Here is a 13,925-nt window from a genome sequence, read left to right as displayed (position 1 = left end):
GATGAACCTACTTACTGTAGAAAACATATCCAAATCATTTGGCGAGTTATCACTTTTTTCAAACATTTCCTTTGGCATCAACAAGGACCAAAAGATTGCGCTAATTGCCAAAAACGGAAGTGGAAAAACTTCTATCTTAAACATACTATCCGGCAAGGATTCGTCAGACAGCGGCCAGATAAATAGTCGTAAGGGAATTCGAATTTCCTTTTTGGAACAAGAGCCGGAACTAGATCCCAAACTGACCGTGGAAGAAACCATCTTTGCTTCGGACAATGAAGTTTTAAAAGTTATCCAAAACTACGAACATGCCCTTTTGGATCCAGAAGATGCAGATGCATACCAAAAGGCTTTTGAGGCCATGGAGCGCTATGACGCATGGGATTTTGAAACCCAATACAAGCAGATCCTTTTCAAATTAAAACTGGAAGACCTAGATGTAAAGGTGGGGCTGCTATCGGGAGGACAGAAGAAACGATTGGCATTGGCCAATGCCTTGATCAATAGGCCGGACCTGCTTATTTTGGATGAACCTACCAACCATTTGGACCTGGAAATGATAGAGTGGCTGGAACAGTATTTCGCCAAGGAGAATATGACCCTCTTCATGGTTACCCACGATCGATATTTTCTGGAACGGGTCTGCAATGAAATCATAGAACTGGATAATGGACAGCTGTACTCCTATAAGGGCAACTATTCTTATTATTTGGAAAAGAAGGAGGCCCGAATAGAACAGGAAGCAGTGGAACAGCACAAATCCAAAATACTGTTCAAGAAAGAATTGGATTGGATGCGCAGGCAGCCCAAGGCGAGGACCACTAAGTCGAAATCCAGAATTGACGATTTTCATACCATTAAGGAAAAGGCAAGCCAACGTAGAAAGGAACACGAGGTGCAGCTGGAAATAAACATGGAACGTATGGGGAGCAAAATTGTGGAGCTTCACAAAATATCCAAATCCTTTCCCAACAAACCCATTCTGGACAAATTTGAATATAATTTCCTAAAAGGCGAGCGTATCGGTATCATAGGAAAAAATGGCACAGGAAAATCTACCTTTTTAAATATATTGAGTGGCACCGTTCAACCGGATAGTGGCAAGGTAATCATTGGTGAAACCATTAAGTTTGGTTATTACACCCAAAAGGGGATTACAATAAAGGAAGGTCAGAAAGTAATAGATGTAATTCGCGAATTCGGGGATTATATTCCGTTAATGAAGGGAAAACAAATTTCTGCCCAACAGCTATTGGAACGTTTTCTGTTCGACCGTAAAAAACAGTATGATTTTGTAGAAAAATTAAGTGGAGGGGAACGCAAACGCCTTTACCTGTGCACCGTCCTAATACAAAATCCGAACTTTCTGATCCTGGATGAACCTACCAATGATCTGGACATTGTAACCCTGAACGTATTGGAAAGTTTTCTGCTGGATTTCCCAGGCTGTCTTTTGGTAGTTTCCCACGACCGTTATTTCATGGACAAAATAGTGGACCACCTCTTTGTTTTTAGGGGAAATGCAGAAATTGAGGACTTTCCGGGCAACTATTCCGATTTCAGAACCTACGAGGACAGTAACATACAGGAAATCAAGGCATCCAAGGAAAAAGCCAACGAAGTTAAAAACACCAAGAACAGTTGGAAAGAGGAAGAAACGGGAAAAAAACTTTCGTTTTTGGAACAAAAGGAGTACAAACAATTGGAAAAGGAAATCAAAAAACTGGAATCCCAAAAGGTGGAAATCCAGAATAAATTTACGGACAGCACACTGTCTGGTGATGAAATTTCCAAATTATCCATCCAACTCAAGGAGATTACGGATGCTATAGAAGAAAAAACGGAACGCTGGTTCGAACTTTCCATGTCCATGGACGAATAATAAATCCTGCACAATAAAACATTAGATGATATATAGGTTGTTTGCATTGATAAAGTTCTGGCTTTCATCCAGCAACCAACATGGTGTACACTCCCCCTTTGTTTACAGGTTTATAACCAAATGTCTATACTCTGCCCCTCATTATAAAACATCAAAGTCCCATAATATCCTATTAAAAACAATAGCCTATTTTGAAATAGGCCAAGTGCAATTGGTCCCTACCAATATTGCTGTGGAAAAAGAAATAACAAAACACTTAAATGAGGTATCCTTCACCAAAAGCTCCCGCGAATTAATTTTTATTGATGGGTTGGATAAGGAAACCATTGATGAATATATTGTTAATAATATCGGCATTGCCAATGATACCGTTATTTTCGTAAATGGTTTATACCAAACAAAGGACACTTTCAAATTATGGGAAAGTATAAAAGAATTGAAACAGGTAAAGGTAACCATGGACCTATTTTACTGTGGACTCGTATTTTTCAGAAGGGAACAAGTTGAACAGCATTTTAAAATTCGGATATAAACCCGTATTTTTAAAGGAGATAAGGAAATTAAAAAAATAAGACCGATGGACTATATCATTTACATAGTGCTTGCCGTTCTAGGAGTTATTTTCTTTGTTGCCCAAGGGTTTACCAAAAGAAGATCCAGAGACAGAAAATCGAGGAAATTCATGGAAGATTATAAGCGGGAGGATAGAAATAAATCCAAAGACCAAACATAAGGCAATAAAAGACTTGCTTCTAAACAACCCTGTTCTTAAAAAGTCATGACCTTGACTATTATCGACAAAACCATTATTCCTTAAAACATACAAATATTGACCGGCATGAAAATATATACCAAGACAGGCGATGATGGCACAACAGGCCTGTTTGGCGGCACGCGGGTACCCAAGCATCACATCCGAATTGAAAGTTACGGCACCTTGGACGAACTCAATTCCTGGATTGGATTGATAAGGGACCAGCAAATAGACAATTCCTATAAGCAGGTGTTGATAAAAATTCAGGAGAAACTATTTACCGTAGGAGCGTTATTGGCCGTAGACCCCGAGAAAGAGAAACTAAAAAGTGGAAAAGACCGATTAAATATTCCTAAGATTGTTACTGGGGACCTAAGCTTTTTGGAGAAAGAAATAGACCTAATGGAGCAGCAGCTGCCTCCTATGACCCATTTTATATTGCCGGGCGGACATACAACGGTGTCATATTGTCATATAACAAGGACTATTTGCCGTAGGGCGGAGCGTCTGGTCTCCCAATTGAACGAATTTGAGCCTGTAGATTCCATTTTATTATCCTTTATAAACAGACTTTCCGATTTCCTCTTTGTATTGGCACGAAAATTGTCCTATGATATACAAGCTGAGGAAATAAGGTGGATTCCGGAGAAGAAGGACTAATAAATTCGTTAATTCTTCGTTATCAAATTATTAAAGCGATAAAATTAGAATAGAATTGGATGAATTTTACGCAAAAAAACTTGGCAGTTTCAGTTTAAAAATTACTTTTGCAAAATATTAAAAAATAAATAATTACGATGTATTGGACATTAGAATTAGCATCCTACCTAAGTGATGCGCCCTGGCCCGCAACAAAAGACGAATTGATAGATTACTCAATTAGAACCGGTGCACCTTTGGAGGTTGTAGAAAACCTACAGTCCATGGAGGAAGAAGGAGGGGAGATTTATGAATCGATCGAAGAGATTTGGCCAGACTATCCTACCGAAGAAGACTATCTTTGGAACGAGGACGAGTATTAAAATATTAACGGAATTTCAACAAAAAAGTCTCATATGAGGCTTTTTTTTTACGTAATTTTGATGTTGGAAATCTTTAATCCAAAAGATGGCATTTCACGTGCCAACTTTTGTGCACATACATTGTAAAAGGCTTTTACCAAGTCTTTCATTAATAACAGAAATCATTATGAGTTTTTTAAATTCAGTATTAAAGGTATTTGTAGGGGATAAATCAAAGAAAGATGTCAAGGACCTACAACCTTTGGTAAATCAAATAAAATCGTTCGAAGCGGCCTTGGAAAAATTAAGCCACGATGAACTTCGGGAAAAGACTGCCTTTTTTAAAAATAAAATAAAAGAAGACTGTAAGGAGATCAATGAACAAATAGGCAAATTGCTGAAAGAGGTTAAGGAGTCTGCTGACATAGACAAGAACGAAGATATTTATGCGGATATAGACAAGCTGAAGGAGGAGATATATACCATTTCCGAAAAAGCCCTGACAGATATGCTACCTGAAGCCTTTGCAGTTGTTAAAGAAACGGCAAAGCGCTTTGCCAATAATGAAACCATTACCGTTAAAGCTTCGGAATTCGACAGACTGCTTTCCGGTTCAAAAGATTACGTTACCTTAAATGGTGACAGTGCCATCTGGCAAAATTCCTGGGATGCCGCCGGCAAGCAAGTTACTTGGGACATGGTACATTATGATGTACAGTTAATCGGTGGGATTGCCCTTCATCAGGGAAAGATTGCCGAAATGCAAACAGGGGAAGGTAAGACCTTGGTGGCTACCCTACCCCTCTATTTAAATGCCCTGACTGGAAATGGAGCCCATTTGGTTACCGTAAACGATTATCTAGCCAAAAGGGATAGTGCCTGGATGGCGCCTATATTCGAGTTCCACGGACTTTCAGTGGATTGTATAGACAAACACCAACCCAATTCCGACGGTCGTAGGGCCGCCTATAACGCGGATATTACCTATGGCACCAACAATGAGTTCGGCTTTGATTATCTAAGGGATAATATGGCGCATACTCCTAGTGACCTGGTTCAAAGACCACATAATTATGCCATTGTGGATGAGGTGGATTCTGTTCTTGTAGATGATGCACGTACCCCCTTGATCATTTCAGGTCCGGTGCCGGAGGGCGATAGACATGAATTTAATGAACTGAAGCCCAAAGTAGGTGACATTGTCAACAAACAGCGCGCCTATTTAACCGGAGTTCTGGCCGAGGCCAAAAAATTGATTACCGAAGGAGATACCAAAGAAGGAGGTTTCCTATTGTTACGTGTACACCGAGGTCTTCCGAAGAACAAGGCCTTGATAAAGTTTTTGAGTGAAGAAGGAGTAAAACAGTTACTTCAAAAGACCGAGAACTTTTATATGCAGGATAACAACCGCGAAATGCCGAAGGTAGATGAAGAACTTTGGTTTGTTATCGATGAAAAAAACAATCAGATAGAGCTCACCGAAAAGGGTGTTGAATATCTATCCGGTGATGGCGACAAGGACTTTTTTGTAATGCCGGATATTGGCCACGAAATAGCAAAAATTGAGAATCAGGATCTTGAAATCAACAAGGAAGCCGAATTAAAGGAGGAATTGTTCAAGGATTTTGCCATAAAAAGTGAGCGTATCCATACCATGAACCAGCTTTTAAAGGCATACACACTTTTTGAAAAGGATGTAGAGTATGTGGTAATGGAGAACAAGGTTATGATCGTGGACGAGCAAACAGGCCGTATCATGGATGGTCGCCGTTATTCCGATGGATTACACCAAGCCATTGAAGCCAAGGAAAATGTAAAAATCGAGGCAATGACCCAGACCTTTGCTACCGTAACCCTACAGAACTACTTTAGGATGTACAGCAAACTGGCAGGGATGACCGGTACAGCTGTTACCGAAGCTGGGGAATTTTGGGAAATTTACAAGTTGGATGTGATGGAAATCCCAACCAACAGACCTATTGCACGAGACGACAGACAAGATTTGATCTACAAGACCAAACGCGAAAAGTACAATGCCATAATAGAAGAGGTTACCAAAATATCACAATCGGGAAGACCCGTACTTATTGGTACTACCTCGGTAGAGATTTCTGAACTACTTTCCCGTATGTTAACGATCAGGAAAGTACCGCACAATGTGCTTAACGCCAAATTGCACAAAAAGGAAGCAGATATTGTAGCCGAGGCCGGAAATGCCGGTGTGGTAACCATAGCTACCAACATGGCAGGTCGTGGTACCGATATTAAATTAAGTACAGAAGTAAAAAAAGCCGGAGGTTTGGCGATCGTAGGAACTGAACGCCATGATTCAAGAAGGGTAGACAGACAGCTTAGAGGTCGTTCCGGCAGACAGGGAGATCCAGGAAGCTCTCAATTCTATGTTTCCTTGGAAGACAACCTTATGCGATTGTTCGGCTCGGACAGGGTGGCTAAAATGATGGATAAAATGGGCTTGGAAGAAGGGGAAGTGATACAGCATTCCATGATGACCAAATCCATTGAGCGTGCCCAGAAAAAAGTAGAGGAAAACAATTTTGGTGTCCGTAAGCGATTATTGGAATATGATGATGTTATGAACGCCCAAAGGGAAGTAGTCTACAAAAGAAGACGGCACGCCCTACAGGGTGAGCGACTTAAGGTAGATATCGCCAATATGATCTACGATACCTGTGAGGTAATTGTAGACACCAATAAAGCCGCCAACGACTATAAGAACTTTGAATTTGAACTTATAAAATATTTCTCCATTACCTCTCCCATAAGCGAAAACGACTTTGCCAAAATGGGCGTACAGGAAATGGCAAATGTTATTTACAAAACGGCATATACCCATTACAAGGACAAAATGGAGCGCAATGCTGCCACTGCCTTCCCAGTAATAAAAAAGGTCTATGAAGACAACGCCAATAAGTTTGAAAGAATAGTGGTACCTTTTACGGATGGAATAAAATCCTTGAATGTGGTAACCAATCTTCAAGAGGCCTACGAAAGTAATGGCAACCAATTGGTAACAGATTTCGAAAAGAACATTTCACTCGCTATTATTGATGATTCCTGGAAAACACATCTGCGCAAAATGGACGAGTTGAAACAATCCGTTCAATTGGCCGTACATGAGCAAAAGGACCCCTTGTTGATCTACAAATTTGAGGCCTTTGAACTTTTCAAGGGAATGATAGAAAAGGTGAATAAAGAAATTGTCTCATTCCTGTTCAAAGGAGAACTTCCAACACAGAGTCCGGAAATCCAGGAGGCGAGAAATATTCGCAGGCCAAAGGAAAACTTAAAGACCTCCAAGGAAGAAATTCCCAACAGTGATGAAATGTCTGCCCAAAGCAGGGCTGTAGGTCAAAATCAAGGTGGCCGGCCACAGGTAACCGAAACCATTGTTCGGGAAAAGGCCAAAATAGGAAGAAACGAAAGAGTTACTATTAAGAATGTAATGTCTGGCGAAAGCAAGACGTTAAAATACAAACAAGCTGAACCGCTTTTGGACAAAGGCGAATGGGTAATTATAGAAGATTAGTAAAAACACACTAACAGCTTCATAATTAAAGTAGTACACTCAAAAAAGCGATGCCCCCTCAAAGGCGTCGCTTTTTTATTGTCCAAATTTTAATATATTTATATTAAGTCTAAGGTTTTTCTGACGGAAAAGTAGAATAAAATTGAATAATAATGATGAAAAATTGGGGCCAAAAATCAATAGACCCAAAATCCAACCTACTAGGTATAGGGGATTTCTATAAAACTATTGTTTTACCTTTAAAATTCATCGCGCTTTAATTCAAACGATTATCTTTACCCTCAGAATACAACCATTAACCATTTTTTAATGCAAATACCCACTCTGGATCAGTACCGCCTAAAGGACAAAGTCCGTTTAACGTTAAGGGTTAACTATATTTCCTCTGTCCTGTCCATTATATTTGGTATTGTATGTACTTATTTCCTTAATATCACTCAAATAATCCCTAGTGTCTTTATTGTTTTCGGCGTACTTAATTTGACCAACACCATTGCATTTCACAAACACAAATTACTTGGATTAACCTACAACATTACTTCAATAATGGCCTTGGCATGTTCTGTAATTATTACCATTTACAGTGGTGGCATAAACAGTCCATTTATTTTTGTGCTAGCTCTGGTGGTTTTTGCAGGATACATCAGTACCAAGGAATACGGGCGTATTTACTTGAACCTCAACCTACTAATTATCATTCTGATCTACTCCCAGAGTATTGCTGAATTTAAATTTACAGAAAATGTGGTCCCTGTTGAAAGTAAAAATATTTTTGCCCTTTTTAGTATTCTTTTCTCGGTATACCTCTTGGGGGGTGTAATTGGCAAAAACCTTCTAAAGGCACACAACGAATTACATAAGATCAGAAACGAAAACGAGGCCCGTATTAGGGAAAAAGATACGCTCCTAAAAGAAATTCACCACAGGGTAAAGAATAATCTTCAAACCGTTTCCAGCTTACTTAGCCTCCAATCCAGAAGCATTGAAGAGCCTCGAATAAAAACTTTGATAAAGAGCAGTCAAAATCGGGTAATTTCAATGGCCATGGTACATGAGATGTTATATATGCGCCACGATTTATCGAAAATTGAATACAAGTCCTATGTGGAGGAATTAAGTGACTATCTAATACGATCCTTTAAGGGTACAGAAAACAATATTACGCTGAACATCATAATCCCGGATATTAAACTCGGGATAGACACGGCCATCCCACTGGGACTATTGATCAACGAAGTAATTACCAATGCCCTTAAATATGGTATTAAGGATGATGATCAGGGGGAGATACATATAGAACTTGTAAAATCTAATGGCAAGGATTATATACTTTATATTGGTGATGACGGCGAAGGCTTTCCCGAGGGCATCAGCCATAAGAACACAAAGTCTCTAGGACTAAAACTTATTCATAATCTGTCACGTCAATTAAAGGGATCCATAAACAGGGATTCCTCTAAAAAAGGCACCAACTACATTGTTAAATTTTCCGATATACAACATCCATTTAAGACTTAGACACAAAAGTAGGATCCCCACATCCGTAGATTCCCCCTTGTTATCAATGAAAATAAGCTAAGGATTTAGCTTATATGGCCATAAAAGGTATTAAACCTCAGGGCAAGCCTGTCTGGCCGACAAAGGCAGGCCCTGAACCCAATAATAGAAATCGACCCTAGGGTCGAGGTATTGAACCTAGATCCCGCCGAAAAAGGCGGGATTAGTTCAACTTGCAATTTTAAGTGCGTCTTACTGACTTCTCCAAATTGAGTTTCACTAATAAAAATGGGATTGCGAAAAAATAGCTTATTCCTTTTCCTGTTTCACCGACACTTTCAAAGGTCTAAGAATGCCTTTGGTTTTGGGAAAAATAACAATATGACTAAGGCCAAGAAATATGAGGACTAAAAGCGCAAATAATATCATAATGGTCTATTTTATGACTGTCCGTTTAAAGGGCAGCAGGTTAGTGTATCGTATTAGGCCAATTTGGCTTTGTTTAATTTAGTTGAAAAAGACAATGCTTTTGTAATCTTGGAATTTTTGAACATATACAAACGTGCAACAGAGTTTTGATTTTTTACAGCAACCTCTTGTTTTGCTGTAGCAGCAACAACACTCATGGTAACAGTTTCAACTTTAACTTCAGCAGCACCGTTTTGAGCTTGTGCAGCTACTCCGATAAAAAGAACAAAGATTAAAGTTAAAATGGTTTTCATGACTTGCGTTTTGTTATATATATAACTCGGGCAAGTGTACTTATCTAGGTTCCGATTCGCTGAAAAGCACTGTTACTCGTTCAGTGGAAAAATGTCTGTTAACGTGCACAATATTATCGATAAACGTCAGAAGATCTAAATTCACTTAAGCGATAAAAGCAGTATTTAACCGATGTTTCATAGCCTCGATTAGGGCATAAATCATTTCAAGACCTAACACCAGCGTATAAAGCACCACTATGAATGACACATAAACAGTCCTGTCATCGATATTGAATACTAGCTATCATACAAACATTTCTTATCTATTATTTGCGACTTCCCTCCCAATAACCAATGGATACCATAATGGGGCTCATGTAAAAGTGATTACAGCCATACATTGGGCAAGCGAAAACTTACTGTAAGCGGAACAGCTATATCCATTGAAAAAATCAAATAAAATGTTAAATGTTTTTTTATATCAAAGCAACTGCTTAGTTTTGTCCGGTATTTACAAAATGGCACGAAGCAAACAATATAAGGAAGAGGAAGTAATAGAAAAAGCCATGGGCTTGTTCTGGCGCAATGGGTATGAGAATACCTCGGTTCGTATGTTGGAAAAAGAAATGGGAATAAACCAATTCTCTATTTATTCAAGTTTCGGAAGTAAGAACGGGGTTTTTTTGGAATGCATTAAATCCTATAAAAAAAAGATACGCCGTATAACGGAAATTCTAGAAAAATCGAACAACGGGGTAGCTGGTATTAAACAATACTTTTACGATTTCTTAGAATTCTCCAAGGATGATAAAGTTAAAAAGGGATGTTTGGTCACCAATACCATAAATGAATTGGGAGAGCACGGGGATCCAATTATCATGACGGAATTAAAGTGCTTTTTTAACGAGATTAAAACCCTGTTTGCAAATAATTTAAAACAAGACAAAAGTAAGGACCTAGCGACCATTGATAAACAAGCAAATTATTTGGGAACCTCCATGTTGGGACTTTCCTTGGCCTCTAAAATTTTAAGCAAAACACAATTGGAAGATTTTATAGAAACAGCATTTACCAACCTTTGACATTTTTTTTACTCAATTTCTAAGCGAATGCTTAGAAATAAATAGAAATAGAATCAGCAATAAATTAAAAATTGAATTATGACTACATTAAAAGTACACGACATTGAATCCGCACCTGAAGAAAGTAAACCCTTTTTGCAAAAATCGGTCAAGGCCTTTGGAATGATACCTGGTTTACATGGGGTATTGGCCAGTTCCCCGGGCATCTTAGAGGCATATCAGACCTTGCACCAATTATTTGTAGACTCTTCCTTTAACAACGAAGAATTGACCGTAGTGTGGCAAACTATAAATGTGGAGCACGAATGTCACTATTGTATTCCGGCACATACCGGTATAGCCCATATGATGAAGGTAGATCCGGAATTAAGTGAAGCCTTGAGAAATAGGGCAGCAATGCCCACAGAAAAGTTACAGGTGCTGCATGAAACCACCTTATCCATTGTTAGGAACCGCGGAAATATTTCGGAAGAAGAATTGAACAGATTTTATGCCGTTGGATACGGGGAAAGACAAGTTTTGGAAATCATCCTTGGTCTATCACAAAAAGTAATAAGCAACTATTCCAACCATATTGCCAACACTCCCGTTGATGCGGCATTTCAAAAATTTGCTTGGAAAACCGAAAATATATCAAATTAAATAAGCGAAAGTGCCAAGATTGGAATCGGGAAGTAATGAAGTATATACCCCACAAATCCTCCCGATTCCCATTGCTGCCAACATAGGACAGGAACTATACAACCAGCACTTTATTCATTAACTTTGCACTTTTAAATTCCTGTAACCAATTGAACAATCCTTTAGGGCAAATGAAGCAAAGATTTTGGCAGATCTTCCTAATTTTACCAACGTACGGAACCAAGTCTAAATTAGCTGGCAATGCAATTCCAAAACCTTATTAAACAAATAGGAAACATATTAATTAAGTTTCCAGTGAATTATTGAACATTAACAATTATGGCAGATAAAATTAAATTGGATATTATTTCAGATGTGGTTTGCCCATGGTGCGCCATAGGTTACAAACGCTTGGAACAAGCCATTTCCGAATTGGGCATTGAGGACAAGGTAGATATTGAATGGCAACCCTTTCAACTAAATCCGCACATGCCCAAGGAAGGTCAAAATGTACAGGAACATATTACAGAAAAGTATGGTTCCAGCTTGGAACAGCAAAAACTTTCCCAGGAACGCATGACCGATTTTGGAGGAGAACTCGGATTTAAATTTGACTATTTTGACGGGATGAAGATGGTCAATACCAAGGATGCACATATTTTATTGGACTATGCCAAAGAATACGGAAAACAGACAGATTTGAATATGAGATTGATGAACGCGTTTTTTGGCGAAAGAAAAGATGTTTCGGACAGAACTATTTTAATTGAAGAACTAAAAGCTGTTGGCTTAAACGCAGATGAGGCCATGGCTAGACTGGATAGTGATGATGTGCGATACCAAGTTCAAGCCAAGGAGAAATATTGGCAAAGTCTTGGTGTTTCCTCGGTACCCACAATGGTATTCAATAACAAAAGTGCATTGACCGGGGCCCAGCCCGTGGAAGTTTTTAAAGAAGTATTAACGAAGCTACTCGAAAAATAGGAATTGAAAATTCCGTTTTTAGGGCAAAGTACTACAAATAAAAATATGAAAAGAATCGTCATAACAGGCTTAGGAGCCTTGACCCCCATTGGAAATTCGGTAAACGAATTTTGGGAAAGTGCCATAAAAGGCAAAACAGGGGCATCAAAAATCACAAAATTCGACCCTTCCCTTTTCAAAACCACCTTCGCCAGTGAAATAAAAAATTTCACTCCCGAAAATTACCTTGATCGCAATGAAATAAAAAGAAGCGATCCCTTTACACAATATGCACTTTGTTCGGTTACAGAAGCCTTTACCGATAGTGGAATAGATATAGAGTCCATATCCCCTTTTGATATAGGCGTAATTTGGGGATCCGGTCAGGGAGGTATGCAAACCTTCGAGGAGGAGGTGAAAAATTTTACCAAAGGGGGAATGAATCCGCGGTTCAACCCATTTTTTATTCCCAAGATGTTGGTGAATATGGCTTCGGGAATGATTGCCATGAAGTTTGGATTAATGGGCATAAATTACACGGCAGTGTCCGCATGCGCCTCATCCAACTCCGCTATCATGGATGCTTTTAATTACATACGCTTGAACAAGGCCAAAGTTATGGTCACCGGAGGGTCTGAAGCTCCCATTACAGAAGCCTCCATTGGCGGATTTGGCTCCATGAAAGCATTATCTACCCGCAATGATGTTCCACAACAAGCATCCAGGCCATTCGATGTTGACAGGGACGGGTTCGTTATGGGAGAAGGCGCCGGGGCCCTGATCCTAGAAGAATATGAACACGCCAAGAAGCGAGGCGCAAAGATCTATGCCGAAATAGTGGGCGCAGCCATGACGGATGATGCCTACCACATTTCCGCCACCCATCCTGATGGCATTGGTGCCATTAAAGCGATGCAGTTGGCCATGGAAGAAGCCCATCTAAATCCAGAGCAGATCAACTATTTAAATGCCCATGCAACTTCTACTCCAGTTGGTGATATCAGCGAGATGAAAGCCGTGGTTAAAACCTTCAACAACGATTTTAAAAACCTCAAAATAAGTGCCACCAAATCTATGACCGGACATCTTATGGGAGCTGCTGGGGCAGTTGAAGCTATTTTGGCGATAAAAGCCATTCAGAACAACATTATTCCCCCGACCATCAACACTGTCAATATTGATCCCGAGATTCCCAAATCACTTCCCATTGTACTAGGCGATGCAATGGATAGTAAAATTAATGTCGCTATGAGCAACACCTTTGGTTTTGGTGGACATAACGGAACGGTAATTTTTAAAAAGATCCAATAACATGAAAATCTAGGCGGCATTTACCAGTGAAAATCAGGGTCTTTATGTTATCTTGTAACCTCAGCCTTAAATATTTGCGAATAACATAGGTTTTCCAAGACAATTCCCGAGTCTACGGCAAAAAAGGTAAACCATAAACTAACAGCTAATATATTCCGATATGAAAACAATGACATGCAAGCAATTGGGAGGAGCCTGTGACATGGAATTTCAGGCAGAAACCTTCGAGGATATGGCAGAACAAAGCAAAAAGCATGGTATGGCAATGTACCAGGCGGGTGACGTGGAACATCTAGAGGCCATGAACAAAATGCAGGAGCTTATGAAATCTCCGGGCGCAATGGCCAAATGGTTTGAAAATAAAAGAAAGGAATTTGAAACCCTGCCAGATAGTAACTAGATAGGCTAAAGAACAAATAGAAGTAACTTAAGCTCTTTTCCCGGACTATTTATCCAGTTCCACCTTACTCCCTAAAGGTTTTATCTCCTCTTCCGTTTTTGGAAAAACAACCAAATAATTGAGGCAGATACAGAAAAAGGATAGAAGGGCAATTATTATCATG

The 13,925-nt window shown here is 39.4% G+C and carries 13 protein-coding genes; 12 read left to right on the top strand and 1 reads right to left on the bottom strand.

Annotation, left to right across the window (positions count from 1 at the left end; all coding sequences use genetic code 11):
* Position 1 precedes the first annotated feature (1 nt).
* From U735_RS0105630 to U735_RS0105595, 7 genes are all read left to right on the top strand, one after another.
* Entirely contained in the window at positions 2-1,882 is a 1,881-nt protein-coding gene (locus U735_RS0105630; protein WP_031442891.1) for an ABC-F family ATP-binding cassette domain-containing protein, read from the top strand.
* A 25-nt stretch (positions 1,883-1,907) separates the two neighbouring features.
* Entirely contained in the window at positions 1,908-2,414 is a 507-nt protein-coding gene (locus tag U735_RS0105625) for a hypothetical protein (protein ID WP_031442890.1), read from the top strand.
* Between the two features lie 45 nt (positions 2,415-2,459).
* On the top strand, positions 2,460-2,615 hold the full coding sequence (locus U735_RS25500) for a hypothetical protein (protein ID WP_157365007.1): 156 nt from the start codon (positions 2,460-2,462) through the stop codon (positions 2,613-2,615).
* A gap of 105 nt (positions 2,616-2,720) precedes the next feature.
* Positions 2,721-3,296 (top strand): cob(I)yrinic acid a,c-diamide adenosyltransferase, encoded by a 576-nt coding sequence (locus U735_RS0105615; RefSeq protein WP_031442889.1) that lies wholly within the window; start codon positions 2,721-2,723, stop codon positions 3,294-3,296.
* 137 nt (positions 3,297-3,433) lie between these two features.
* Entirely contained in the window at positions 3,434-3,658 is a 225-nt protein-coding gene (locus tag U735_RS0105610; protein ID WP_013994285.1) for a DUF2795 domain-containing protein, read from the top strand.
* Positions 3,659-3,824: 166 nt separating this feature from the next.
* On the top strand, positions 3,825-7,184 hold the full coding sequence (gene secA / locus U735_RS0105600) for a preprotein translocase subunit SecA (RefSeq protein WP_031442888.1): 3,360 nt from the start codon (positions 3,825-3,827) through the stop codon (positions 7,182-7,184).
* 309 nt (positions 7,185-7,493) lie between these two features.
* Positions 7,494-8,702, top strand: a complete 1,209-nt coding sequence (locus tag U735_RS0105595) for a sensor histidine kinase (protein ID WP_031442887.1) — start codon at positions 7,494-7,496, stop codon at positions 8,700-8,702.
* Between the two features lie 461 nt (positions 8,703-9,163).
* Here U735_RS0105595 and U735_RS0105585 read toward each other — a convergent pair whose 3' ends face one another.
* Positions 9,164-9,403 (bottom strand): hypothetical protein, encoded by a 240-nt coding sequence (locus U735_RS0105585; RefSeq protein ID WP_031442886.1) that lies wholly within the window; start codon positions 9,401-9,403, stop codon positions 9,164-9,166.
* A 500-nt stretch (positions 9,404-9,903) separates the two neighbouring features.
* Between U735_RS0105585 and U735_RS0105580 the strand changes: the two genes are divergently transcribed.
* From U735_RS0105580 to U735_RS0105560, 5 genes are all read left to right on the top strand, one after another.
* On the top strand, positions 9,904-10,467 hold the full coding sequence (locus tag U735_RS0105580; protein ID WP_031442885.1) for a TetR/AcrR family transcriptional regulator: 564 nt from the start codon (positions 9,904-9,906) through the stop codon (positions 10,465-10,467).
* 78 nt (positions 10,468-10,545) lie between these two features.
* On the top strand, positions 10,546-11,109 hold the full coding sequence (locus U735_RS0105575; protein ID WP_031442884.1) for a carboxymuconolactone decarboxylase family protein: 564 nt from the start codon (positions 10,546-10,548) through the stop codon (positions 11,107-11,109).
* 318 nt (positions 11,110-11,427) lie between these two features.
* On the top strand, positions 11,428-12,072 hold the full coding sequence (locus tag U735_RS0105570) for a DsbA family oxidoreductase (RefSeq protein ID WP_031442883.1): 645 nt from the start codon (positions 11,428-11,430) through the stop codon (positions 12,070-12,072).
* A 45-nt stretch (positions 12,073-12,117) separates the two neighbouring features.
* On the top strand, positions 12,118-13,362 hold the full coding sequence (gene fabF / locus U735_RS0105565; protein WP_031442882.1) for a beta-ketoacyl-ACP synthase II: 1,245 nt from the start codon (positions 12,118-12,120) through the stop codon (positions 13,360-13,362).
* Between the two features lie 160 nt (positions 13,363-13,522).
* Positions 13,523-13,762, top strand: coding sequence for a hypothetical protein (locus U735_RS0105560; RefSeq protein ID WP_031442881.1), 240 nt, complete (start codon positions 13,523-13,525; stop codon positions 13,760-13,762).
* Positions 13,763-13,925 lie beyond the last annotated feature (163 nt).

Origin of the sequence: Arenibacter algicola, from assembly GCF_000733925.1 — a bacterium.
Lineage (GTDB): Bacteria > Bacteroidota > Bacteroidia > Flavobacteriales > Flavobacteriaceae > Arenibacter > Arenibacter algicola.
Note: the sequence above shows the minus strand (reverse complement) of the source record. Positions and strands in the feature narration are given on the sequence as shown.